Below are 24,820 nucleotides of genomic sequence, written 5' to 3' on the forward strand. Positions count from 1 at the left end.
CAGCGCGGCGGAGGCTGCCTTCACTTCTTCAGTCACTTCCACGGGCAGCCGGGCAACGCAGATAGCCATAGTGCAAGATGAACTGCCCAGGTGCCGACAGTCAGCGCTCTGCACCACTACGTGCCGGATCTTCATCGTAAGATACTTCTGGCCACGCTCTGGAATACCGGCGCCCGGATTAACGAAGCGCAGGCGCTGTTTCACGGGCGCCGCCCTGTCCTTTTGTTCAACTGACCACGCTGAAACACCACACGGAAAAAGCAGGCACAACGGAGGGGAAATCACCGACCGGAACGTCCGCACCTGACTGAATGAAACTGTTGCTGCAGCCGCCGCTGAGCCTGCAGAGACAGAAGTCGATCAGCTCGACGGAGATCTATACGAAAGTGTTTCCATTCGATGTCACTGCACACCAAAAAGTGCAGTTCGCGGTGCCGGAATCGGATGTGGTATGCCCTGAGCATTTCGCAGCACCGAGACATATCAGCAATAAAGACTTCTACTTCAGCCATGCTGATGTTCTCCTTATTCCGGAAGTGATTTTTAGCTGTGAAAGAGATAAAAATCGCTGATGCTATATGAAACATTTTAATAATGACGAAATCGGATGTTATTCGTAATGACCTTTAATTTGAGATGAGATATAACGTGTTTCGAAGAAAATTAACATTTTAATAACGTAATTAAGGTTAAGCAAATGAAGCAGGTTGGCATTGTAGGTTGGCGAGGAATGGTCGGTTCTGTTTTGCTACAGCGAATGATCGAAGAGAACGACTTCGACAATATATCAGCGCATTTTTTCAGCACCTCCAGTGCGGGAGCCGCCGGCCCTGTCATTGATGGCGTCAGCTACACACTTAAAGATGCTAATTCCGTGAGTGCGCTGGCCGAAATGGACATCATCATAACCTGCCAGGGTGGGGATTATACCAAAGCAATATACCCTGATTTGCTTAACCATGGCTGGGGAGGCTACTGGATTGACGCGGCCTCAGCGCTGCGGATGGATGAGAAAGCCTGCATTATTCTCGACCCCGTCAACCGCAACAATATCGATCGTGCAATTAAAGAAGGTATTAAACTTTTTGTCGGCGGCAACTGTTCCATTACGCTGAGTCTTATGGGGCTGGCTGGGTTGATAAAGGCTGACTTGATCGAATGGATGAGTGTGATGACCTACCAGTCCGCATCGGGTGCTGGTGCACAGTATGTACGGGAACTCATTGCGCAAAGTGCTTACATAAGCCGCCATTTATCTCCGGATGAGCTGGCATCCTCAGGTTCAGTGCTCCCGTTAGTTAATAAGGTCAGTGAATTGATTAACAGCGCTGATATGCCGACCCAGAACTTCGGTGCACCTTTGATGGGCAGCATCATTCCCTGGATTGACAGCGATTTAGGGGATGGCAACAGCCGTGAAGAATGGAAAGGTGAGGCTGAAACCAACAAAATTTTAGGCCTGTCTCCCGGTACGATCCCGGTAAACGGCTTATGCATACGCGTCGGCGTGATCCGCTGCCACAGCGCTGCTATAACCCTTAAGCTCAAGCGTGAAGTCAACGAAGAGGAATTTGCAGAATTAGTGATGAATTCCCACCCCTGGGTTAACTATGTGCCCAATAACAAGGAAGAGAGTGTCAGTACCCTGACACCAGCCTATATCAGCGGTTCGCTTAAGGTTGGTATTGGCCGTTACAAGAAAATGTCGCTAAACAATGAACCTATCTACTCGGTCCTGACGGTCGGCGATCAGCTATTGTGGGGAGCAGCGGAACCATTGCGCCGCATGTTGAATATTCTGTCTGGCAAAGCGTGAATCATATTATGTGGACAACACACCTCCCCCTAAACTCAACGGCATAAATACAAGCTGTATACGGAGCACTTGATGGTCACCACACATGTTTTTATCGCGGTCAGTCTTGATGGTTATATCGCCCGACAGGATGACGATATCGACTGGCTGTTGCAGCGCGATGACCCGACAGAAGATCACGGCTATGCCGCATTCATCGCGGACAAAGATTGGATCGTTATGGGTCGGGGCAGCTATGAGAAGGCGCTGACCTTTGACCAGTGGCCTTACGATCGCCCCGTGCTGGTTCTCTCCCGACAGCTAACCGCGACCGCCGTGCCCGAGGCGTTGAAGGACAAAGTGCAGTTCTCAAGCCGCACGCCAGGGGAAGTGCTTGCTGACCTGACGGTACAGAACGCGCATCGCGTCTATATAGATGGCGGGAAAGTAATACAGTCGTTCCTGCGCGAAGGGCTGGTCGCCGATATGATTATCACTACCGTTCCTGTCCTGCTCGGTTCGGGAAAACCGCTGTTCGGTTCCCTGACCAGGGATATCGATTTGACTCTGTTATCAAGCCGTAGCTTTCCTTCGGGACTGGTGCAGTCGCACTATCGGCTGACGTCATAAACTGTATATCAACATAGCGGCGACCGCTCTCAATCTGGCAGTGACTTTAATAGAAAAACTGACACCCAGAGAGAATGTTGAAAAAATAAAAGAGGGAATGGGCTTCAATCCCCTCAGTCAGTGAGTGAAAACCGCTATCCGCAACGTGGTCTGGGCCCGCTACCGCGGCCAGACCAGCGGAAATTCATCGGCGACAAGCGGCTCTCCGTCGCGAAGCTTAAGCCCCGGAAACGGCGGCGAGGTCACGCCGCCGCGGTCGGCGAATGTCGCATCATCCCCTACCCAACGGGCGGAAAATACCCGCCGCGCGCGGGTGCTTGAATTACCCCTGGCGCCATGCAGCGTGCGGAAATGAAAAGCGACTGCATCGCCCGGTTCCAGCGCCCAGCTAACGATATCGTAATCCTCCTGATGGGCATCGATATCCGGCAGCTCTTTAAAACGCGAGTGGGAATAGAGCTTTGAACCGTTAAACCGCGTTGGGCTGAACTCATCGTCCCAGCGATGGGAACCGCGAATGCAGCGCAGCGAAATCTCCTCCGCTACCGGATCGAGCGGGATCCACAGGCTCACGTTCTGCCGCCCTTCCACGCAGTAATAGGGCTGATCGTGGTGCCATGGCGTCACCGTACTGCCGCCGGGCTGTTTCACCAGCGTGTGCTCGTGGAAAAACTTCGCCGTCTGCGACCCCATCAGCACCGCGGCGATCTCCGCCGCCGGCGACTGAAAAACGAAATCGCGAAATTCCGGGATTCGTTGCCAGTTGCAATAGTCCTGAAAAAACGGCGCCGAACCGTCTTCCGGGATTACCGTTCGCGCATGGCCATATTCGCTGGGGTTCGCCATCAGCGCGGCGACGCCGCGCGACAGGCTGTCTATCCACGGCGTGAACACGCCTTTGAGTAGCACGACGCCGTCGGTCTGCCAGCGGTCGACGGTCTGTTGATCAATAAGCGGGGAGTACGGGTTTTGCATAGTCGCCATCCTGTGTTGATAAATCAGCGAAGTGAATCGGAGGGATCGGCGCGCATCCAGGCGCAAAGGTTATCCAGCATGGCCAGACAGCGTTCCGTCTGTGGGATGCTGATATATTCGTCCGCCCTATGGCCCTGCGCCATGCTGCCCGGCCCGCAGATAAGCGTCGCGACGCCCGCCTCGTCAAACAGGCCGCCTTCGGTGCCGTAGGCGACGGTGGTGAAATCATCGCTGCCGCACCACTGCGCCAGCCAGCGGGCGAACGCTGACTGCGGGTCGCTCAGCAGACCTGGATAGTGGCTCAGCGTCTGGAAATGAATGTCGCTGCACTGCGCCACCTTGCGCATCGCCGGAAGCAGCTGCTCGCGGGCATAATCGCCCAGGGCGTCGGTGACCACCTGCGGACGGGTACCGGGTAAATAGCGAATTTCAAAGTCGAACCAGCAGGATTGCGGAACGATATTCAGCGCCTCGCCGCCGCGGATCGTCCCCACCTGCAGCGTGCCTGACGGCGGCGAGAACCGGCGGTCCAGGTGCTGCGAAAAGCTTTCGCCCAGCGCATCCAGCCGGTAAATCAGCTTCGCCGCGTAGCTAATCGCGTTAACCCCTTGCGGGGCGTAGGCCGAATGGCAGGCGTGGCCTTCCACGCGACAGCGCACCGCGAGCTTGCCTTTATGCCCATAGACTGGGCGCATGTCGGTCGGCTCGCCGATAATACACAGCGCCGGTTTCTCGGCGGAGGCGCGGAGAAAATCCACCAGGCTGCGCACGCCCAGACAGCCAACTTCCTCATCATAAGAGAATGCCAGATGCAGCGGCATCCGCAGCGGCGCAGCCAGAAACGCCTCCAGCGACGCCAGCACGCAGGCGATAAATCCTTTCATATCCGCGCTGCCGCGACCGTAGTAGCGCCCGTCGCGTTCGGTAAGGGCGAACGGCGGCACCGTCCACGCCTGGCCATCCACCGGCACCACGTCAGTATGACCGGAGAGCATCACCCCGCCGGGGCCGGATGGCCCAAGGCGGGCATAGAGGTTCGCCTTGCGACCTTCGTCGTCATAAAACAGCTGCGACGTCACGCCGCGCGCGCGCAGAAAGTCGCCGATCCAGGCAATCAGCGCCAGATTCGACTCGCGGCTGGTGGTATCAAACGCCAGCAGCTGCCCGAGGATCTCACGCAGGCGGTTACTCATCGCCCGGCACTCCGTAGGTCGGCGCTTCGCGCGGGTCCAGCGCGCGGGTGATGTACGCTTCCATCTGCGGTTCATAGGCCAGCCACAGCGCTTCCAGCGCCGCTACCGGGCGATCCTCAGCCCAGTCGACGCGTAAATCCACCACCGGCCAGGCGTAATCCTCCACCACTTTCAGCGCCGCCGAGTGCTCCGGCCCGGCTTCGCCGCCCGCATCGATGCCCGCCTGCAGAGCCGCAATCAGGCGGCTGGCCAGTTCGCCGGTGGCGGCTTCGAACGCCGTCGTCATGGCGGTAATCACCTGCGGGTTGGCCAGCATATTCCCCGCCGCCACGCAGTTCTCACCCTGCGCCACCCGCCCGATGCCGAGCGTATGTTCGCCGCTGAACACGGCGCTCTCGCCGCTGGCGTCGATGACCGCCACCTGGCGATAATCGCTAAACCGGTCTTCGCCCAGCGCCTGCGTCAGGGCCTGCTGCGGCGTGAGCCCCGCCTCAAGCCCGGCAAGGATCTGCGGTCCGAGCGCGGGCAGCGTGATGTTCTGGCTGGACACCGCGCCAACGCCCGCCAGCAGCCACGGGCAGCGGGCGCCGACCGCAATGCTGGATGAGCTAATCGCAATGCCCAGTTGACCCGACTCCGGGCACAGGGCGGAAATTGAAAGGGTCATGGTGCCTCCTGCGCATGCCAGTCGTCAGGGATCACCGCCGTGACGTCAATTTCCATCAGCCACTGCGGCTGCGCGAGGGCCGACACCACCACGCCGGTCGAAATGGGAAACACGCCTTTGAGCCATTTCCCCACTTCCTGGTACACCGGTTCGCGGTAGCGCGGGTCGATCAGATAGGTCGTCGTTTTCACGATATGCGTCAGATCGCTGCCGGCCTCTTCCAGCAGCTGTTTAACGTTCTTCATCGCCTGTTCCGCCTGGGCGCGCGGGTCGCCCAGGCCGATCAAATTGCCGTCAAAATCGGTACCCACCTGGCCGCGAACGTACACGGTATTTCCCGCGCGCACCGCCTGGCACAGATCGTTATTGAGCGTCTGATTGGGATAGGTTTCTTTGGTGTTAAACATCCGAATACGGGTATGGGTTGGCATAGGTCGCGTCCTCAAATCAGGCGTTAGCAGGAAGGTTGGTAGCGTTGATACTGACGCTGAATGGCAATCTGATCGGCAACATATTTCGCATCGTGCCAGACGCCCCAGATAAAGGTTGAGCCACGGCGGGAGAGCCAAGGCAGGCCAAGGAAATAGACGCCCGGTTCGCTGGAAACGCCGCGATGATGCTGCGGGCGCTGCTGTTCATTAAAGGCGTTAACCTTCAGCCAGCGGTAATCGGTGGTGTAGCCGGTGGCCCAGATAATGCTGCGCACGCCCGCTTTTGCCAGGTCGAGTTCGGCGAGCGGCTGGGTCAGGCAATCGGGGTCAGGCAGGAAGAAGCGCGCTTCCGGCTCTTCCGGCAGGATGAGTCCGTTGCGGGCAATGTACTCATCCGCAGCGTCGAGCAGCGCCAGATAGGAGGCGTCGCCGAGACGAATGTTGTCCGCCAGATCGTCGCGGAACACCGCCTTACCCTCGGTAAAGCCGTGCGTTTGCCCGACCAGGGTAATCCCCTGGTGCGCCAGCTGGCGAAAGTCAACGGTATGACCGCCGCGCGCGCCGCTAACCGCAATCGTCACGTGCTCTTTACCGGGCTGGTTGGCCGCCGCGTCCCACAAGCCTAATACCCCCAGCCACCAGCAAAAATCGCGCTGGCGGTAGCGGCGCGGCGGGCGATCGTGGGCGCCGACGGAGAGCCACACCGCGCGCCCCGCCCGGCGGAGTTCTTCGGCGATTTGTACGCCGGACGATCCCGCACCGACCACCAGCACGCCGCCTTCCGCAAGCTGCTGCGGGTTGAAATAGTGCGCGGAATGGATTTGCTCCACTGCGCTATCCTGCGGCGCGATGGCCGGTATCACCAGGCGCTGGAACGGCCCGGTGGCGGCGACAATACGCTGCGCCTCAATCACGCCCAGCGAGGTTTCGACGCGAAACCCCGGACGGCCGTTTAAGCGCTCTGCGCTAAAGACCTCAACGCCGGTTTTGATCGGTGCATTAAAGGTTTTGGCATACGCGGCGAAGTAGTCGGCAATCTGCTCTTTGGCGACAAAGCTGTCGGCGTCGCAGCCGGGAAAGGTCATGCCGGGAAACCGATCGTGCCAGGCCGGGCCGTTGGCCACCAGCGAATCCCAGCGGCCGCTGCGCCAGGCCTCAGCGATGCGCTTTTTTTCCAGCACCAGGTGGGGAATGCCGTGATGCGTCAGATGCTCGCTCATCGCGACGCCCGCCTGCCCCGCGCCCACCACCAGGGTATCGATCTCTGTAATCTGCTCTGTCATGTCTGTGTCCTTCAAGCACGGTTGTCCGGCTTATCCGCCGGGATTGACAGAACTCAGGTTAAGTAAGTGTGATGAAATGGTAAATTATTATAAAACGATCGTCTGAATAGAAATTTACGAGGCTGGATAACGCAGCGGGAAAATAACGCTTGCGGCCGCGTTAATTACATTACGCGTGCTGATGGGGCGTTAATTCTATGCTGCGGCAATAATCCATAAACAGCTGCGTCGGGCGCGTGGGTTCATTATTGGCAAGGTGCGCCATAATTAATGTCGACGCGGGCATCTCGTCGGCAATATCCAGCTGCACCAGCTTTTCACCGTCATAGGTCATATCGCATAGCGGACGAGTCACGAGGACCGAAAAGCCTAATCCCTGCCCGACCATACAGCGCACCATTTCAATAGAGGGTGAACTGTAGGCCACTTCCGGGTGATAACCTTTCTCTTTAAATATTGAGACAAAATAGTTTTTGCTGGGAACCGCATCGAGCAAAATCATCGGCTCACGACTTAACTCTTGCAGCGTGACGCTTTTTTTCTGCGCCAGCGGATGAGAGGCAGGCAGTAAAGCATAGGGCTTGTGCGGAGCGTTCAGCAGCTCTTTATGAATGGAATGACCCAGTTCCAGATCGTAGACCAGCGCCAGATCGAAACGCCCGCGATGCAGGCCGTGCATCAGCTCATGTTGTTCGCCGTCGTAGAGCTGGAGAGTGATTTCGGGATACATTTTTTTAAATCCCGCCACCAGTTTTGGCATATACAGCGGCGCCACGGATTCAAAGCAGCCGACGGAAATCGTCCCGGATACCAGCTCTTTATCCGCCCGCGAGTTCTGCTCAAACTCGTACGACAGCCGCAGCAGCTCTTTAGCTTTATCGTAGAAGCGCCGCCCGCTTGAGGTCAGGGATACGCCCTGCGCGTGGTGGCGAATAAACAGCTGCTGGTCGAAGGTGCTTTCCAGGTTTTTGATGGCAATGGAGATCGACGGCTGGGCAATATGCAGCTGGCGGGAAGCCTCGGCGATACTCTCCGTTTCCACCACCGTCACGAAATACTTAAGCTGTTTGAGGGTAAATCGGTTCATCGCGTCACCATTGATAAAATATTGTCTTATTGCGAACGGGCTTAGTTTTACAATAAGCAGCCTGCAAGCATCGTGCCATACCGTTTGCGCTGTATATCGTCGGCAAATAACCGCCGCATCTATTTAATTACCCGCCCTCTTTTTTGCCTGATTTCGCGTTTTGCACCATAAAGCATCGCCCTGCACCTTATTTGCCCGCGGCACGCCCCAATATTGCACAAATTACCGTTTTGCCAAAAATCAGGTTTAAAAATAACGGCGATTGTTTTTAAGTTGTTTAAATGTTGTTTCTCATTAATTGCGTTAAATTCCTTGGGGTTAATATAGCTGTATAGTTTTTTTAAACTTAAAGGCCAAAAATTTACTAATTGCCACCGGTCGAACAGTGCCAGCATAGTGTCAGGGCAAGATGAACGCCGGCGGCTCCCCATTTTAGAACAGGGGAATCGCCTTAATTTCCGTTAATTATGGCGAGTGAAATAGCCCATGACGTTTAACTGGAACTATATGTTAAGCCTGCTCAGCGATGTCGATTTCTGGCAGGCCACCTGGACCGTCATCAAATTAAGTTTGCTGACCTGGGCTTTCAGCATTGTGCTGGGATTTATTCTGGCGCTGGCCAAACAGTCGCCGCGCAAGCTGTTTAACGCGCCTGCCCGCCTCTATATCTGGCTGTTTCGCAGCATGCCGCTGCTGGTGCTGCTGATTTTTGTCTACAACATGCCGCAGGCGCTGCCCTCCTTCGCGCCGGTGCTGAACGACCCGTTCTGGGCCGGGCTGCTGGCGATGGTGCTGAGCGAAGCCGCCTATATTGCTGAAATTCATCGCGGCGGGCTGCTGTCGATTCCGAAAGGACAGAGCGAAGCCGCCCGCGCGCTCGGGTTGCGCTATGCCGGCACCCAGTGGCGCGTGGTGATCCCGCAGGCGCTGCGCGTCGCCCTACCGGCGCTGGCCAATGAGTATATCGCCATCGTCAAGCTCAGCTCGCTGGTGTCGGTTATCTCCCTGACCGAGATCTTAATGGTCGGCCAGCGCCTCTATTCGCAGAATTTCCTCGTCATGGAGACCATGGCGGCGGTGGCGTTTTACTACATCCTGATCGTCACGGTGTTTGATTTCCTGCTTAAGCGCCTCGAGACCTGGCTCGACGTCACGCAACGTAAAACCACGCGTCCGGTGGATGAAGAAATGCAGCAAATGGCCACGGCGCGACGTCCGGCAATGGCCCGCAGCGTTAGCGTCGCGCAGGAGCCGGCGCTGCAGGCGTCTAAGCTGCATAAAGCCTATAACAATGTCGAAGTGCTGGGCGCGGTCAGCCTGCAAATTCAGCCCGGCGAAGTCGTCTCCGTCATTGGCCCATCCGGCTCCGGTAAGACCACGCTGATCCGCCTGCTGAACGGCCTTGAGCAGATCGATAACGGCGAGATCAAAATCAACGGTCAGCCATTTATTCACCTCGACCGCCAGGGGCAGCAGAAGCCGCGTTTTATGGAGAACAGCGAGCATCGCCAGAATATCGGCATGGTCTTCCAGAGCTTCAACCTGTTTCCCCACCTGACTGTGCTCGGCAACCTGCTGCTGGCGCCTCGCTATCACCATCTCGCCAGCGAAGGCGAGCTTAAGCAGCACGCCTGCGAACTGCTGCATAAAGTTGGGATGCTGGAACACGCGTGGAAATATCCGCATCAGCTTTCCGGCGGCCAGCAGCAGCGGGTAGCGATTGCCCGCGCCCTGATGATGCGCCCACAAATTATGCTGTTCGATGAACCCACCTCGGCGCTGGATCCGGAAAAGGTTAACGAGGTTCTGCAGGTTATCGAATCGCTGGCCCATGAAGGTATCACCATGGTGATCGTCACCCATGAGATGAACTTCGCCTTTAAGGTTTCCGACCGAATTGTGTTTATGGAAAAAGGACGCGTGGTCTGCGACGACACGCCTCAGGCAATGCGCGACGGCCAGCATCCGCGCGTGGACGCCTTCCTGAAAGATGTCTCTTTGGCTTAACGCCTCCGTTCCCGAAAGGAGAAAAATATGATCGCGCAGTGGCAAATCGAACAGTTTCATCAGCAGGGTTTTCTGGTTGTTGAAGAGGTGCTCTCCGCCGAGGAGGTGGCTCTGCTGCAGACCGATTTCGACGCCTGGGTCGAAGAGAGCCGCCAGCATAGCGAGGCGTGGGGCGAAACCCTGGACGGCCGTCCGCGCTTCGACCTCGAAAGCGATCACGCGCCGCATCACCCCTCGCTGCGCCGGGTGAGTTCGCCCACCGAGATTTCCGCCGCCTACCGCCGCGCCGCCCTTGATTCGCGGATGGCGGCGATTGCCGGCCAGCTCATCGGCGGCAGCGGGACCCGTTTTCATCACAGCAAAATCAACTCCAAGCTGCCGCACACCGCTACGCAGGTGAAATGGCATCAGGATTTTCTGTTCACCCCCCACAGCAACGACGACATTATCACCGCCCTGCTGATGGTTAGCGAAGTGACGCCGGAAAACGGTCCGCTCAACGTGGTCCCGGGAAGCCACCAGGGGCCGCTGTGGTCCCACTGGCAAAACGCGCGTTTTACCGGCGCCGTGGACCCGCAGGTCGAAGAAGCCCACTGCCAGCAGCCGCAGGCCTGTTTCGGCCCGGCGGGTTCAGTGTGCTTTATGCATACCCGCCTGCTTCACGCCTCCAGCCGTAATGAAACCGACCTCCCGCGCACGCTGTTTATCAGCGTCTACGCAGCGGAAGATGCCCTGCCGTTCGGCGAAAATCCGCTGCCCAGCCTTCACGCCGGGCAGATGGTTGCCGGCGAAGAGAGCGGCCTGGTGCGTAGTACCGTTAATCATTTACGTCTGCCGCAAAAACCGCGCGGCGCATCCTTTTTCGTCCAGCAGGCCGGTACCGATCGCGCCAGCATGTAATTTGCCCACTCTTTGGAGGTTCTATGAAACGTATTAATGCTTTGCGCCCTGCTGTCCTGCTCCTTTGCGCCGCCGGCGCCCTGTCGTCCTTTAGCGCCCTGGCCTTCCAGCAGCCGGGGAAAATCACCGCCGGTTCGGATATGACCTTTTTCCCGTATGAATATATGGAAAACAACAAACCCGCCGGGTTCGATATCGAGTTTCTCGCCGGGCTGGCGAAAACCATGGGCCGCGAGGCGGTGAATATTGATACCCGGTTTCCGAATTTGATTCCGGGTCTGCAGGGCGGACGCTTCGATATCACCAACTCGTCGATGTACATCACCGCCGAGCGTTTGAAGGTTATCGATATGGTGCCCTATCTGAAAAGCGGCGAAGCGATCCTCGCGCTGAAAGGCAGCGACTATCAGCCGAAAACGCCGGAAGAGTTTTGCGGTCATAAAATTGGCTCTATGGGCGCGACCTCATGGCTGGCGCAGCTGCAAAAGCTCTCCGCCGACTACTGCGTGAAAAAGGGCCTGAAGCCGATAGCGCTTAGCGAATATACCACCGACCCGCAAACCACCCAGGCGCTGCTGTCGCGGGCGGTTGAGGCGCAAATCACCGATGCGGCGGTGGCGCGCGGCGTGATTGATAAGCTTGGCGATCGGGTGACGATCTCTTCCGAAACCTTGATTTATCCGGTGCTCAACGGCTTTGGGGTGAAAAAAGGCAATAGCGAAGTGAAAACCGCGCTGGAGGAAGGGCTGAAGAAATACAGCGCGACGCCGGAATACGCCGCGCTGCTGAAGAAATATAACTTCCAGGCGCCGACGCCGGAGGACCTGCAAACCCTGATGCCGAAGGCGGAGTAACGACATGGCCCGGTCTTATGAAGAACAGACCCGCATCGACCTGGCGGCGACCTTTCGTATCATCGCCCATCTCGGAATGCACGAGGCGGTGGCCAACCACTTTAGCGCGGCCCTCTCGGCGGACGGCAAAAAATTCCTGCTGAACCCGAAATGGAAACACTTTTCGCGCCTCCGCGCCAGCGACCTGCTGCTGCTGGACGCCGATGATGAAGCCTGCGCCCGGCGATCTGACGTCGACGCCACGGCGTGGGCGATTCACGGGCAAATCCACCAGCGCCTGCCGGAGGTGCGGGTGGTGCTGCACCTGCATCCGGTGTATACCACCAGCGTCGCTTGCCTCGAGACGCCGCATATCCCGCCGATCGATCAGAATACGGCGCGCTATTTTAATCGGCTGGCCGTCGATACGTTATACGGCGGTATGGCGGATACCACGGCGGAAGGCGCGCGTCTGGCGGCACTGCTGGCCGATAAGCGCCGGCTGCTGATGGGCAATCACGGGGTGCTGGTGACCGCGCCGTCGATTGGCGAGGCTTTCGATGATATCTGGACCCTGGAGCGCGCCTGTCAGATTCTGGTGACCGCCTGGTCAACGGGGCAGCCGCTGAAGGTGCTCTCCGCTGCGGTAGCGGAGAAAACCGCGCAGGATTGGGAGGGGATCGCCGACTTTTCGCGCCAGCATTTTGAAGAGATGAAGCAGATGATGATCGACGCCGATCCGTCATTGCTGGACTGACGGCCTACTCCCGGAGAAAAACGCCCGGTGGCGGCTGGCGCCTTACCGGGCCTGCGGGGTCGTGCAGGATTCAAGGCGCCGAGCAGCTTGTAGCCCCGGTAAGGCATCAGCCGCCGCCGGGGAACAGGCGGCTAGTAACGCACGCAAACCGACTTCGTTTCGCACCAGTCGTCCAGCCAGTCGGGGCCGAAATCGCGGCCGGTACCGGACTGCTTCATGCCGCCGAACGGCAGATTGGCGTCGATCAGCGTATGGCTGTTGACCCACACCGTCCCCGCCTGCAGGCGGTCGGTGTAGCTCAGCGCCTGAGTCAAATCGCGGGTCCAGACGCTGGCGGTCAGGCCAAAATCGCTGTCGTTGGCCAGGCGCAGCGCCTCTTCGTCATCGGCCACGCGCACCAGATTCACCACCGGGCCGAAAACCTCTTCCCGGCTCAGGCGCAGCCCTGCGTCGGGGTTAATCACCAGCGTCGGTGCAATATAGTAGCCCTGCGCATCCGGCCCCGCGTGACCGCTAATTAGCTCAGCCTTCTGCTGACGGGCTTCATCAAGATAGGCGGCCACTTTGGCGCAGTGCGCCTGAGACACCACCGGGTTAATCTGGCTGCTCTCGAGCATTCCGGGTCCGATCTGTAGCGACTTCACCGCCTGCTCAAAGCCGCTCACTAGCGTATCGAACAGCGGCGCTTCGATATAAATTCGCGAACTGGCGGCGCACACCTGCCCCTGATTCAGGAAGCTGCCGGTCATTAAGCCCTCAATCACCCACTGCGGATCGGCATCTTTCAGCACGATAGCCGGGTTCTTGCCGCCCAGCTCCAGCGTGACCCGGGTCAGGCGATCGGCGGCCATGCGGGCAATCTGTTTACCGGTAGCAGTCGATCCAGTAAAGCTCACCTTGGCGACCAGCGGATGCGAGGTCAGCGCCGCGCCGCATCCGGCCCCGCTGCCTGTCACTACGTTAAAGACGCCGTCCGGCACGCCCGCCTCGGTTGCCAGTTCCGCCACCCGCAGCAGGGTCAGCGGGGTGGTCTCCGACGGCTTAATGACGATTGAACAGCCAGCCGCCAGCGCGGGCATCACTTTCCACATGCCGATCATCAGCGGGAAGTTCCACGGCACGATCCCGGCCACAACGCCCACCGGCTCCTTTTTGGTCCACGCCTGATAGCGCGCGCCCGCCGGGAAGGGAATCGATACGTCCAGGGTGCGGCCGCTGATTTTGGTGGTCAGCCCGGCGGTATAGCGCATCCAGTTCAGGGTGCAGCCCACTTCAAAGGCGCGGGAAATGTTAATCGATTTCCCCTGTTCAAGGGTCTCCAGCTGCGCCAGCTCCTCGCCGTGCTGCTCCACCAGATCGGCGAAGCGCAGCAGGATCCGTTCGCGGTCGGCGGGGGTCCGCCCTGCCCAGCTGCGGGAAACGAAAGCGCGCCAGGCGGACATTACCGCCCGATCGACATCCGCGGCGTTAGCGTCCGCGGTGCTGGCGATAGCCTGACCGGTGGCCGGGTTCCAGATGGTTAAACGCTGTTCACTCTCTGCCGCCTGCTGCGTACCGTCGAGGTACAAACCATGCTGTCTGTCTAAAAACTGCTGCACGCTGGCGAGTAGCGCGACCTGTGATGTGGACATACCCCTTCCTTATTGTTCGCGGATAGTGGTATCAGTCTATGCCGGGGTCGCGATTCACGCTTTTTTCTCTGTGACATTCGTTTTTGCCGCTGTGACAGCCGCCGCAATGAAGTCGATTAGATGGGCAGGTATACATTATTGAAAAACGCCTGCTGACCAGGCCTGATACAGATGTTCGAGGCCACCTTCAATGATGATATCCTCTCCTGTCGTTATATTAACCTTGCTACCCTTCTCATTTATCCTGGCAAAATGATAATATTGCCTCGTCGATAAACGACCTTGACTTTCTGTCCGACAAAAAAAGGCATTCCTCTTGTTGGCTGGACAACAACAAAATCACGTCCGTCAGTGGGCCTGATAAATAATTCAACAAGCTGGCTACGAGCCAACCGTCTTTGCATCGCTTGCCCGGCCAACACGCCAGCGGCCGCAACACCCACTATCACCTGGCGCTGACCAGTAAGGGTATATCCGGTAATACCACCGAGAGCCCCGCCGCTAATTGTACCTACAGTATTGTAACCCGTATCGTTTTGGATAGTTATATAGTTTACACCAGTAACAATACCGTATGAGGGGGGTATTTCTTGTCCATAAAACGCCTTTTTCATATAATTATCGGCATTAATTGAAGGTCCTCTACACCCTACTACTGCGAGTAAAAAAAACACAAAAAAGACGATATTCCTGAGCATTAACCCTATCACTCACAATAATCATGGTATATTGAAAAAACTATGCAAGCAGTGGTTCTATTAAACCCACCCCAATATTATCAATACTTATATTTCAGCATATAAATAGTTCTCACTGTACTGAGCATGGCATATTTAAACATTATGGAGATAATATTCTGCAATCGCAGATAGATTCGTCGATGACACATCGAGCTCCTGACCACGGCTCTCTTTTTTTTATTTAATAAGCAAACCACATGTAAGATAATGCCACAATATCATGCCTTATTAAACGATTTATAAACGACCCTCAATAGTCTTTTAACGTTCGTTAAATTGATTCCGATCAAGGAGCCTGCCTCCTTTGTTTAACATCCGTTTAATATTGATTACTAACATCTGGTTAATAAAGCGAAAACCAATTGCGTGAACATTATGAAACATAAACTAAAGAGAAAAAAAAGTATCAGCAGAATTATATTCACTGCATTCATCATAGTGAATGCAGTAATGCTAACCATCAGTATTTACACACTATATTTTAGTCCCTCATCCCCGTTCACGGAACATCGAATGCGTCACGATACGACATTCTGGATTGGCGCTATTAAAAATATCGCATTGCTAAGCGGTCTATGGATTTTCGTAGATGTCATTTTTGCCATTTTTTTCTACTTAAAGTCTAAATTCCATTAAAACCATTGTATAAAAGGAAATGATATGTTGTTTATTATAGCCTGGCTTATCGCCATGGGCACCAGTGAACTGTTGTTGTGGTCTTATGGCTACCTTCACCTTATTTCTCCAGTACTATATATTTCACTATGTGTTATGTTTATCTATCAACGTAGAAAAATCCATAAAAATAAAGATCTCAACTTCTATGAGAAAAAAATAGAGTCTATGCGAATGGGCATAATGTTTGTCCTGTCTATGCTGGTGATGTTAGCCATCACTGTCAATATTCGTTTTTTTACGCTTATTTATACCGGGCTTTGACATAATTTGACGGGATGCTACCTCATTTTTACCTGTATGGACTTACGCAGAGAATCTACTGCGAGAAGAGTTTTATTATTAATTTATAAGAGCAAGATATTCAATCATGAATAAATCAGATGCAAAGCTGTCTTTGCCTGCGCTGACCGCATTGGTGGTCGGTTCGATGATTGGTGCAGGGATATTTTCACTTCCCGCCACTTTCGGACGCGCAGCTGGAGGGCTTGGTGCCATCATCGCGTGGTGTATCGCTGGTGGGGGAATGTTAACCCTCGCCCTGGTCTTTCAGACTCTGGCGACAAGAAAACCACATCTGAATTCGGGTATATTTATTTACGCTCAAGATGGCTTCGGTAATTACCTTGGGTTTACTTCTGCGCTCGGTTTTTGGGCGGGGACCTGTATCGGCAACGTATCTTATTTTGTGCTGATAAAATCAACCCTCGGCACATTTTCCCCTATCTTTGGTGATGGCAATACTTTATACGCGATTCTCACTGCCTCTATTGTTCTGTGGTGTTTCCATATTCTGGTATTACGGGGCGTAAAAGAAGCTGCAATTATTAATACGGTGGTCACCTGGGCCAAAATTATTCCGATAGGTGTCTTTATTGTCGTTCTTATGTTCGCGTTCAACGCTGACATTTTCACCGTTAACTTCTGGGGGGGACCCGACATCAGGGATATTGACTCCCATACCCTGTCTGAAGGGTACCATGACCTTGTGCACTATATCGCCGCGCCTGACAATGAGCACGAGTCCTTATTTTCGCAGGTCCGCAATACCATGCTGGTGACGGTATTCGTCTTTCTCGGGATAGAGGGAGCGAGCGTGTATTCCCGCCTGGCGAAAAAACGTAGCCATATCGGTACCGCCACGGTGTTCGGTTTTATCGGTGTCCTGTGCATTCTGTGTCTGGTTACTCTCCTCTCATATGGGGTACTTTTACGACCGGAGCTTGCCGCGCTTCGTCAACCCTCGATGGCGGGGGTACTGGAGACAATTGTCGGTCGTCCGGGGATGATATTTATCAGTATTGCTCTGGTCATATCGGTTTTAGGCGCCTATCTCTCCTGGTCATTACTGGCAGCAGAAGTGTTATACAGCGCTGCAAAATCTGGATTGATGCCAAAAATATTGGCTAAAGAGAACGCTAATCGAGTTCCTTATAAGGCCGTGTGGTTGACCAACATATTTATTCAGGTCTTTTTAATCATCACGTTGTTCACCGACTACGCCTTTCAGCTAGCGTTGGAGTTAACCAGCTCGCTGACGTTAATTCCTTATTTCCTTGTCAGCGCATATGCTTTAAAGCTTGCGTTAACCGGGGAATCCTACTCCGGCTCTGGAACAGAGATAAGGAAGGGGCTGATATTGTCCGCTATCGCCCTAATTTATTCACTGATGATGATTTATGCTGGCGGCGTAAAATATCTTTTACTTTCTACCATTATTTACGGCCCGGGAACCATTCTTTACTACCTCGCAAGGAAAGAAAATTCGTCAAAAGTTTTTACCCGACGTGAACGCCTGCTGTTTGTCCTGCTGATGGCCGGAGCCATCATCGGTATCTATGCTATCGCAACTGGGCTCATCCATATTTAATAAACGGAAATATTATGCTTACTGAAAATAAAAACATATCTTCCACCTTTGGCGTTTATTCTGAGGTCGGTAAATTAAGGAAAGTCATGGTATGTTCACCCGGGATGGCGCATGAACGCCTTACCCCGGGCAACTGCGACAGAATGTTGTTCGACGATGTGCTGTGGGTGGCAAACGCCAAGCGCGATCATTTCGATTTTATGAATAAAATGCGCGAGCGCGACGTTGAAGTTGTTGAGTTTCATCACCTGCTGGAGGAGACGGTAAACAATCCTCTGGCGCGTAAATGGATCCTGGATTTACAAATTGTAGCGGATGAAGTGCCCCTGGGCCTGATAGACGAAACGCGAGATTTTCTCGATAATATTCCCGCCCGCGAACTCGCGCAGACTCTCCTTGGCGGTCTTTCAACGCTGGAACTGCTACACGCCTCAGGCGGAAAATACGATAAAGAAGAGTGCAGACTTCTTCACGCCGCTATCGCGCAGAGTCAGTACCTGCTTCCTCCTTTACCTAACGCGCTTTACACCCGTGATACCACCTGCTGGATCAATGGCGGCGTTACTCTGAATCCCCTCTACTGGCCAGCCCGCCATGAAGAGACGGTGCTTGCGACTTCCGTTTATAAGTTCCATCCGGATTTCGCTGGCAAGGTTAACGTGTGGTACGGCGATCCAACGATCCACCACGGTACGGCTACTCTTGAAGGAGGTGACGTCATGCCGATCGGTAATAATACAGTGTTAATTGGCATGAGCGAGCGCACCTCTTACCAGGCGATAGCGCAGCTTGCTCAAGCGCTCTTTGCGGATCAGCATTCGGGTATTGAGAGGGTGATGATTGCCGCCATGCCGAAGCAGCGAGCCGCGATGCATCTTGATACCGTCTTTACCTTTTGCGACCGGGACCTCGTCACGCTTTATCCACCTATTGTTAATCAAATTAAAACATTTTCATTGCGCCCTGATGAAAGATCGCCCTACGGAATACGCTTAACCAAGGATGAAGATAATTTTGTAGACGCGGTAGCCAGCGCGCTTAATCTCAAAAAATTAAGAGTCGTGGAAACAGCCGGTAATGACTACGACATGGAGCGTCAGCAGTGGGATAGCGGCGCGAATATGGTTGCGCTGGAACCTGGTGTTGTCGTGGCCTATGACCGCAACACCAAGACCAACGCACAACTCCGTAAAAGCGGGATTGAGGTGATAACCATTGTTGGTAGCGAGTTAGGTCGCGGTCGCGGTGGTGGTCACTGCATGACCTGTCCGATTATCCGGGACTCAGTTGATTATTAATAGCAAAGCGAAACAAATTTGCAGCTCGCAGGAGGCGGATAGCATTTTGGAAAAGGAAAAATAGTCTCGTGGTGAACAGTACAGGAACAAGGATATTTATCTGGTTCCTGTACCGTTCCATTAATCGGGATAATTTTGAAGTTATCCTTGTTAATTACTGCATGGCCTACTGCTTCAAAAACTGGCGCTACGCATAGCGTTATTTAAAATAAACAGATTACGCCCCATCCACGAATCACCTCTTGTATTATCCGACAATGGGAAACCGGTCGATGATAACGCCATGTCGCGTCAGAGCATCTCTTTTAGATAGGTAGCTTACATACCCGACCGCGTTTCCTGTTAGCGTCCCGAGAATGATCTATTTATTACGAAAAATCCCGTTATCGATATAGATGCTTGGGTCAGGATAGATTTCCCTGGAGCCGATCCCCGCATATCCAGTCCTCCAGCGGGCAGCAACATGCTGCGAATGATACAAGCAGATTCTAAATATATTTATATTCCACATTTACAAACATAAACACAGACTGAAATACACCACCCTCTGGTAATGCTAATATCAATCCAACATTGATGAATAACGCTGGAATAGTCTAAAAGACTGAACGGGAGTGCTTTATGGAAAAATCGTCTCAGAAACCCTTTTGTGCAAAACAATGGTCACAGAGACCTGAATTACAGGACCCTCAACAAAAACGCTTTGATCAACTATGGACACGCCGCAAGGTTGCGGGAGAGACAAAAAGAACATGAAAAAGGTGCGAAGCTGGCGTACATGGTAGTTCTGCACAAGACGGTAAAACGGTCCCTGAATTTTTGAGTAAACTCACAATATAATGACTTCGTCTGCCGCATTGACGAGAGAATATACTCTCAACTATAGCGTGAGAACTGCGGGCACGAAAATCATCCGATGAATATAGGGAGGGAATTGTATTCTTATCTAGTTTACTAGCAGAATATATCCCCTCCTTTTTTAAGCGGGTTAATTGTCAAAAGGATAAGCAGCAGAAGAGTAACGTGTAACATAATATTTTTTTAAAATGATACTGTGATCCAGGTAATAGTTCTTTCATATACTCCGCCTTCTGCCCTTGCCTCCGGCATCATAAATGCAACAATGCAAAAACATTATTATTACAAGGGATGCGCGATGAATACGGAAAATCGTGGGCAGAATTACCAGCATTGGTTAGCAAAAATCAATCAGGTCTGCGGGCAGTTCGCCGCCCGTCCGCTGGATGATCATTTCCACGGTGAGATCGACGCCAGCTATGCCGGCGACCTGAAAGTCAGCACGGTGACCGCCCGCGGCATCAATCTCTACCGTACCCGACAAGAGATCCAGCGCGATAATGACGCCTGGTTTTATACCGTCTTCCAGCTCGCGGGCCAGGCGACGATCGAGCAGGATGGCCGCCAGGCGATGCTGGAGAGCGGCGATATCACCCTGATTGATGCGTCTCGTCCATGCTCGATTATCTGGCAGCAAACCTCGCGCCAGGCCTCCCTGCTGCTGCCAAGATCGCTGCTGGAGCAGCAGCTGCGCGGCAGTGAAATCAGCATCGCTACGCGGCTGGCGAAAAGCCTGCCGATGGTCCAGCTCAGCCAGCGCCTGCTACATGAAAGCATGAACAGCCCTGAACTCTCGGCCAGCGAAAGCAAAGCGGCGCTGGAGGCCATCGTCTGCCTGCTGCGTCCGATGCTGCATCATCAGGAAGCCCAGCCGTCCCGGCGCGATAAGCAGTTTCAGAAAATCATGGCGTTAATCGATGAGTCGATTCAGGCGGAACATCTGCGCCCGGAGTGGCTGGCCAGCGAAACCGGCATGTCGGTGCGCAGTCTTTACCGGCTGTTTGCGGAAAAAGGGCTGGTGGTGGCGCAATATATTAAGAATCGTCGGCTCGATTTGTGCGCCCGCGCGTTGCAAAGCGCCCATGATGATGAAAAGCTCGCGGGGATTGGCTACAGCTGGGGGTTCAGCGATCATAGCCATTTCTCCACCGCCTTTAAGCAGCGTTTCGGCGTCTCGCCGGGAGAGTATCGCAAGCGCTGCCGATAGCTATTTTTTCAGCCATTTGCCGTTAAGGCCCTTCACGTACTCGCCCGGCTGCGCCCTGGCGACCAGCTTCTGCCCGGCCATTTTCGCCACCTGATCCACCGGTAGATTATTGTCATCCGCCAGTTGTTGATAGCTGTCGCTGCGGGCGGCGTTGATCTGCTTCACCAGTTCAAGGGTTTCGTTATCCTGACGCAGCGGTTCAAGATAGCCATTGAGGGTTTCGCCGACCCGCCCCTGCTGGCGAGCTTCATTGAGGGTCAGGGCCAGCGCCTGAGCGCTGAACAGCACCAGCGCCAGCGTCGTGGTTATCAGTCGTATTCTCATCATCGCCTCAGAACAGATCGCTACGCGATTTGAGCAGATTCTCAACGTCTTTATCCAGCTTGATATGAATTTCATGCTCAATTTTGACATTCATATTGATGGTGATCGGCTCTTTCGATGCCGCGATTTCAATACGCGGCGTACAGCCCGCCAGCAGCGCGGTGGCCAGAAAAGCGGCGAATAGTTTGATCATTATTGTTGTTCCTTACAGGTATGACTGTCCTGACAGCGCGGCGCGGGCAGCCTGGCGTTCTGCTCCAGCCACGCCTGCAGATTGTCGCCGAAACGCAAGCTGCGCCACAGGTCAAAAATATTCTCTTCATGGGAGTAGTTTAAGTGCACCGTATTACTTTTGCCCTCTACCCGGCTGGTGCCGCTAATCGTTGCCTTCAGCGTCAGTACGCCGAGGTTATCGAGGTTGATCCGCGTCCACGATCTGGCCACCTCCATATAGCGCAGCCAGTTAATGGCCGCCCCGGCGGAGACGTTGTCGGCCACCAACGCGTCCGCGGTGTCTTTATCGAGGCGCATCGTCATCGGCCCCGGATTGCTGAACCAGCCGTCTTTGATAATCCATTTATCGTTATCCAGCCACAGCGGCAGCGCGCCGTTAAACGGGCCAGAGACGGCGAACTGCTTCACTTTAATCGCGCTCACTAATTCGCTGCTGGAGATGTTTTGCAGACGCAGCAGCGCCGGGTCATGCTGCGGCATCCTCAACTGCTGCATGGTCAGCTTGCCGCCGAGAATATCGACGCTGACGTTGCTCAACTGTAAAGGCGCGTCGTCACTCCAGGGCCAGGCGCCCTGGAGATCCGCCGTCAGATTGCGCGCGGTGAACTGGTTGACGACTTCCCCAATGCGCAACGATACCGGATGGCGAGTGCCAAGCTGCCAGGTGCCGTCGCTAAAGCGGAACGGCAGCACAAAATCGACGCCGTTGATCTGGTTATCCGGCATCCAGGCGCTGCCGCCCTTGAGCACACCGTGACCGCCCGCCTCGAAGCCCTGCCCGGCTGCGGCGGAGAATGCCACCTGCGCGTAAAGCGTTCCCTCACGCAGGTTCATCTTCCACTCCGGCGGCAACAGCGGCTGGAAAACGGTCAGCGACTGTTTTGGCCACCATGCCTCGCCGCGCAGACGTTCGCCGTCCCAGCGCCCGGTAACGCGCACGGGGCCAATTTTTTGCGCATGCAGGGAGCCGTTGAACTGGAACCAGGTCGGATCGCGGCCGTCGATATTAAATTTCAGCGTCGACGGCGGCAGTTCGCTGCCGCCGCTGAAGGTGGTTTTCCCGGCATCCAGCGATAGCGCGCCGGTCAGTTTGGGATGCTGCTCATCGCGCAGCCAGTGGATCGGTTTTTCCAGGGTCAGACGCGGCGCGCTCACCAGCATGGAACCGTACTGCAGCTTATCGAACCCGGTCGACAGGCTGTTGAGCACGATGGTGCTGTCGGCCCATTCGCCCGCGCCTTTGACATCCCAGCGCGCCTGCATTGGGGTGAAATGGCCCACGCCCCAGTAGCGCCACTGCCAGCGGCCATGGTCGGGCATAAAGTTGTCGGCCTGGCCGTCAAGATGCAGGGTAAAATCGCCCATCTCCTGTTCATGGGCGCGTAAAATAGCCTGCAGGCGGCCATCAACGCCCTGCTGCGTCACTTTGACGCCCGCCAGCGGCCAGCGGATTTCATCGATATTCAACGAATCGATGACCCGCCCGCGCGAACGCAGCAGCGCGCCGGGGTGAAAGTTGAGCACCGGCGCGGTAAGCGGCCCGCTCAGCTGCGCGGGCAGTTTGGCGTAAAAAATCAGATCGCCGAGCTTGGCCTCGCCGGTCAGCTGTAGCGGCATGTCGCTGCTGTCCATGCTCAGCTTGCCGGGGCCGATATTCAGCACGGCGTTGCCCTTCCCGGCCTGGCCCTGAGTGAGCACGTTAAGTCGCCCGCTGACCTGCATCTGCTCGGTGCCCTGCTGCCAGTTGCCCAGCGAAAGCGCGACGCGGCCGCTCAACGCGTTGCCCGCGTATTCGGTGTGCCAGCGGCCATCGCTGATGGTGATACGATCCGGAGCGATTTCCCACGGCAGGTCAAGCATCGGCTCCACCTCACCGCGCGGCGTGACCAGCAGTTGCCCGCGGTTCTCTTGCCACTCCAGTTCGGCATCGACCAGGCCGGGAGTTTGTGGAAATTCAAAGGTGCTGAACAGGTGGCCATCGACCGGCAAGCCGTCCGGCACCAGCGGCATCTGAAACTCGCCCACCAGCTTCACCGGCGCCTGGTCTTCCACCAGACGCGCGGAGAAGTCGCTGACCGTCAGCGCCTGGCCGCGCAGTCGCGCCTGGAAGGTGACCTCTTTCCCGGCATAGCCGATATCCTGCTGCTGCGGCGTGAGCGACATCACCAGCCGCCCCTGCCATTTATCCCACGGCGACAGGCGCAGGTTGTCAATCGTCAGCCAGCTATAAGGGAGCATTGATTGCCATTCGGCGAGGGTTTTCGGCGCCCCCGGCGCGGCTTCGCTCTCCGGCAGCTTGTTCAGACAGGCGCTGTTAATATCCAGCTCGCCGATATGTAAACGCCAGCGGCTGGGACGCGAGAGCGAGGCATTGGTGACGCGCGCGATTTCGCAGTCGCCGACCAGGTAGCGGAGATCCGGAATGCGCAGCGCAGAGCGCGTCAGGCGCGGGCTTTCATTGAGGGAGATTCGGGTTCCCGTAGGTAGCCAGATACCTGCCAGCGTGGGCACCCAGTGGGTGAGCGTCAATAGCAAAGCCAGCGGTAGCAGCACGAGGGCTAATAATAGCGCGATGGCGGCTTTATATTTACCCTTCATGGGCAGCTAATATCCTGATTCGAAATGAGTAAAAGCCGAGAGGCCGTTATTGTGGCACGTTCGACCTGTGAGTTAAAGTTTCCATCCCGTTTAAGCGTAGTCGTCGCCATGTGATTCTCCAGCGGGTCATTTAGCCGGGGTTTAGTTTTCTCCTGCGACACTGCTTTATACCTGCGAACGTAAACGGATGAGGCTGTGGACTTAATTATCTCGCTGATGGAATACGCTCAGGGCCGCTATTCATTGGTTTTGCTGATGGTTTTCCTGCTGACGTTCGCTAAATCCTGCGCCGTCATCTCGCTGCTGATCCCGGGCACCTCGGGGCTGCTGCTGTTCGGCGCGCTGGCATCGGCCAGCCCGGGGCATTTCCTGTTAATGTGGATGAGCGCCAGCCTCGGCGCTATCGGCGGATTCTGGCTCTCATGGCTGACGGGCCGCCGCTATCGGCGCCATCTGTATCGTATCCGCTGGCTCAATGCCGAGCGCCTCGCTCGCGGCCAGCTGTTTCTGCGCCGCCACGGCGCGTGGGCGCTCTTTTTTAGCCGCTTTCTTTCTCCGCTGCGCGCCACCGTGCCGCTGGTAACCGGCGCCAGCGGCACCTCTTTCTGGTATTTTCAGCTCGCCAACGTCAGCTCCGGGCTGCTCTGGCCGCTGATCCTGCTGGCGCCAGGGGCGTTAAGCCTCAGCTTTTGATGAAAGGTATTGTCTTTTAAAGAGATTTCTTAACACCGCGATATGCTCTAGAATTATTACTATAACCTGCTGATTAAACTAGTTTTTAACATTTGTAAGATTATTTTAATTATGCTACCGTGACGGTATTATCA

The 24,820-nt window shown here is 55.3% G+C and carries 22 protein-coding genes and 1 pseudogene; 12 read left to right on the forward strand and 11 right to left on the reverse strand.

Translation table 11 applies throughout. From position 1 onward, the window contains the following. Positions 1-61 precede the first annotated feature (61 nt). The 3 genes and pseudogenes from GUC22_RS14405 (at position 62) to GUC22_RS14415 (ending at position 2,425) form a co-directional block, all read left to right on the forward strand. Positions 62-572: pseudogene (locus GUC22_RS14405) on the forward strand (hypothetical protein). A gap of 125 nt (positions 573-697) precedes the next feature. Further along, entirely contained in the window at positions 698-1,816 is a 1,119-nt protein-coding gene (asd, locus tag GUC22_RS14410) for an aspartate-semialdehyde dehydrogenase (RefSeq protein ID WP_098067143.1), read from the forward strand. 72 nt (positions 1,817-1,888) lie between these two features. Further along, on the forward strand, positions 1,889-2,425 hold the full coding sequence (locus tag GUC22_RS14415; RefSeq protein ID WP_004139122.1) for a dihydrofolate reductase family protein: 537 nt from the start codon (positions 1,889-1,891) through the stop codon (positions 2,423-2,425). Between the two features lie 159 nt (positions 2,426-2,584). Here the strand turns inward: GUC22_RS14415 and GUC22_RS14420 are convergent, their stop codons facing one another. From GUC22_RS14420 to GUC22_RS14445, 6 genes are all read right to left on the reverse strand, one after another. Continuing rightward, positions 2,585-3,400 (reverse strand): phytanoyl-CoA dioxygenase family protein, encoded by an 816-nt coding sequence (locus GUC22_RS14420; protein ID WP_131930083.1) that lies wholly within the window; start codon positions 3,398-3,400, stop codon positions 2,585-2,587. A 23-nt stretch (positions 3,401-3,423) separates the two neighbouring features. Beyond that, positions 3,424-4,593: an acetylornithine deacetylase gene (gene argE, locus GUC22_RS14425; protein ID WP_049090309.1), complete on the reverse strand. Its 1,170-nt coding sequence runs from the start codon at positions 4,591-4,593 to the stop codon at positions 3,424-3,426. Continuing rightward, positions 4,586-5,260, reverse strand: a complete 675-nt coding sequence (locus tag GUC22_RS14430) for a DUF1028 domain-containing protein (protein WP_004139127.1) — start codon at positions 5,258-5,260, stop codon at positions 4,586-4,588. Before GUC22_RS14430 ends, argE begins: the two co-directional genes overlap by 8 nt. Beyond that, positions 5,257-5,691 (reverse strand): RidA family protein, encoded by a 435-nt coding sequence (locus GUC22_RS14435; RefSeq protein ID WP_004139129.1) that lies wholly within the window; start codon positions 5,689-5,691, stop codon positions 5,257-5,259. Before GUC22_RS14435 ends, GUC22_RS14430 begins: the two co-directional genes overlap by 4 nt. Positions 5,692-5,714: 23 nt before the next feature. Continuing rightward, positions 5,715-6,974: a flavin-containing monooxygenase gene (locus tag GUC22_RS14440; RefSeq protein WP_160183596.1), complete on the reverse strand. Its 1,260-nt coding sequence runs from the start codon at positions 6,972-6,974 to the stop codon at positions 5,715-5,717. 169 nt (positions 6,975-7,143) lie between these two features. Then, positions 7,144-8,061 carry a LysR family transcriptional regulator gene (locus tag GUC22_RS14445; protein ID WP_004139133.1) on the reverse strand — a complete coding sequence of 306 codons (918 nt, stop codon included), beginning with the start codon at positions 8,059-8,061 and terminating at the stop codon, positions 7,144-7,146. A 486-nt stretch (positions 8,062-8,547) separates the two neighbouring features. On the opposite strand from GUC22_RS14445, the gene GUC22_RS14450 reads away from it, so the two are divergent. Genes GUC22_RS14450 through GUC22_RS14465 form a run of 4 tightly spaced genes read left to right on the forward strand, consistent with a single transcriptional unit; the run spans position 8,548 to position 12,558 of the window. Next, positions 8,548-10,068 carry an amino acid ABC transporter permease/ATP-binding protein gene (locus GUC22_RS14450; RefSeq protein ID WP_024358339.1) on the forward strand — a complete coding sequence of 507 codons (1,521 nt, stop codon included), beginning with the start codon at positions 8,548-8,550 and terminating at the stop codon, positions 10,066-10,068. A gap of 27 nt (positions 10,069-10,095) precedes the next feature. Further along, on the forward strand, positions 10,096-10,968 hold the full coding sequence (locus GUC22_RS14455; RefSeq protein ID WP_154955400.1) for a phytanoyl-CoA dioxygenase family protein: 873 nt from the start codon (positions 10,096-10,098) through the stop codon (positions 10,966-10,968). A gap of 23 nt (positions 10,969-10,991) precedes the next feature. Further along, positions 10,992-11,822, forward strand: a complete 831-nt coding sequence (locus GUC22_RS14460) for an ABC transporter substrate-binding protein (protein ID WP_004121052.1) — start codon at positions 10,992-10,994, stop codon at positions 11,820-11,822. A 4-nt stretch (positions 11,823-11,826) separates the two neighbouring features. Continuing rightward, positions 11,827-12,558, forward strand: a complete 732-nt coding sequence (locus GUC22_RS14465) for a class II aldolase and adducin N-terminal domain-containing protein (protein WP_049090307.1) — start codon at positions 11,827-11,829, stop codon at positions 12,556-12,558. 131 nt (positions 12,559-12,689) lie between these two features. Here GUC22_RS14465 and GUC22_RS14470 read toward each other — a convergent pair whose 3' ends face one another. Both GUC22_RS14470 and GUC22_RS14475 read right to left on the reverse strand, forming a co-directional pair. Further along, positions 12,690-14,189 (reverse strand): aldehyde dehydrogenase family protein, encoded by a 1,500-nt coding sequence (locus tag GUC22_RS14470; RefSeq protein ID WP_160183597.1) that lies wholly within the window; start codon positions 14,187-14,189, stop codon positions 12,690-12,692. Positions 14,190-14,428: 239 nt separating this feature from the next. Then, complete coding sequence (locus GUC22_RS14475) at positions 14,429-14,803, reverse strand: hypothetical protein (RefSeq protein ID WP_142384580.1); 375 nt, start codon at positions 14,801-14,803, stop codon at positions 14,429-14,431. Between the two features lie 786 nt (positions 14,804-15,589). Here GUC22_RS14475 and GUC22_RS14480 point away from each other — a divergent pair. From GUC22_RS14480 to feaR, 4 genes are all read left to right on the forward strand, one after another. Beyond that, positions 15,590-15,868, forward strand: coding sequence for a hypothetical protein (locus GUC22_RS14480; RefSeq protein WP_024358347.1), 279 nt, complete (start codon positions 15,590-15,592; stop codon positions 15,866-15,868). Between the two features lie 106 nt (positions 15,869-15,974). Continuing rightward, complete coding sequence (locus GUC22_RS14485) at positions 15,975-17,474, forward strand: amino acid permease (RefSeq protein ID WP_071991909.1); 1,500 nt, start codon at positions 15,975-15,977, stop codon at positions 17,472-17,474. Between the two features lie 14 nt (positions 17,475-17,488). Beyond that, positions 17,489-18,772: an arginine deiminase gene (arcA, locus tag GUC22_RS14490; protein ID WP_024358349.1), complete on the forward strand. Its 1,284-nt coding sequence runs from the start codon at positions 17,489-17,491 to the stop codon at positions 18,770-18,772. 1,156 nt (positions 18,773-19,928) lie between these two features. Next, entirely contained in the window at positions 19,929-20,837 is a 909-nt protein-coding gene (gene feaR / locus GUC22_RS14495) for a transcriptional regulator FeaR (RefSeq protein WP_160183598.1), read from the forward strand. Here feaR and GUC22_RS14500 read toward each other — a convergent pair whose 3' ends face one another. From GUC22_RS14500 to GUC22_RS14510, 3 genes are read right to left on the reverse strand one after another with little or no spacing between them, the layout of a single operon-like run. Next, positions 20,838-21,161, reverse strand: coding sequence for a YdbL family protein (locus tag GUC22_RS14500; RefSeq protein WP_154063528.1), 324 nt, complete (start codon positions 21,159-21,161; stop codon positions 20,838-20,840). Between the two features lie 7 nt (positions 21,162-21,168). After that, positions 21,169-21,354, reverse strand: coding sequence for a YnbE family lipoprotein (locus tag GUC22_RS14505; RefSeq protein WP_004121063.1), 186 nt, complete (start codon positions 21,352-21,354; stop codon positions 21,169-21,171). After that, on the reverse strand, positions 21,354-23,993 hold the full coding sequence (locus GUC22_RS14510; RefSeq protein WP_154923012.1) for a YdbH family protein: 2,640 nt from the start codon (positions 23,991-23,993) through the stop codon (positions 21,354-21,356). Before GUC22_RS14510 ends, GUC22_RS14505 begins: the two co-directional genes overlap by 1 nt. Positions 23,994-24,188: 195 nt before the next feature. Here GUC22_RS14510 and GUC22_RS14515 point away from each other — a divergent pair, with 195 nt between their 5' ends. Beyond that, the gene (locus GUC22_RS14515; RefSeq protein ID WP_049130350.1) at positions 24,189-24,686 is read left to right on the forward strand and encodes a DedA family protein; all 498 of its coding nucleotides are present in this window, start codon (positions 24,189-24,191) and stop codon (positions 24,684-24,686) included. Positions 24,687-24,820: the final 134 nt, after the last annotated feature.

The organism is Klebsiella sp. MPUS7 (genome assembly GCF_009905335.1).
Classification (GTDB): domain Bacteria; phylum Pseudomonadota; class Gammaproteobacteria; order Enterobacterales; family Enterobacteriaceae; genus Klebsiella; species Klebsiella grimontii.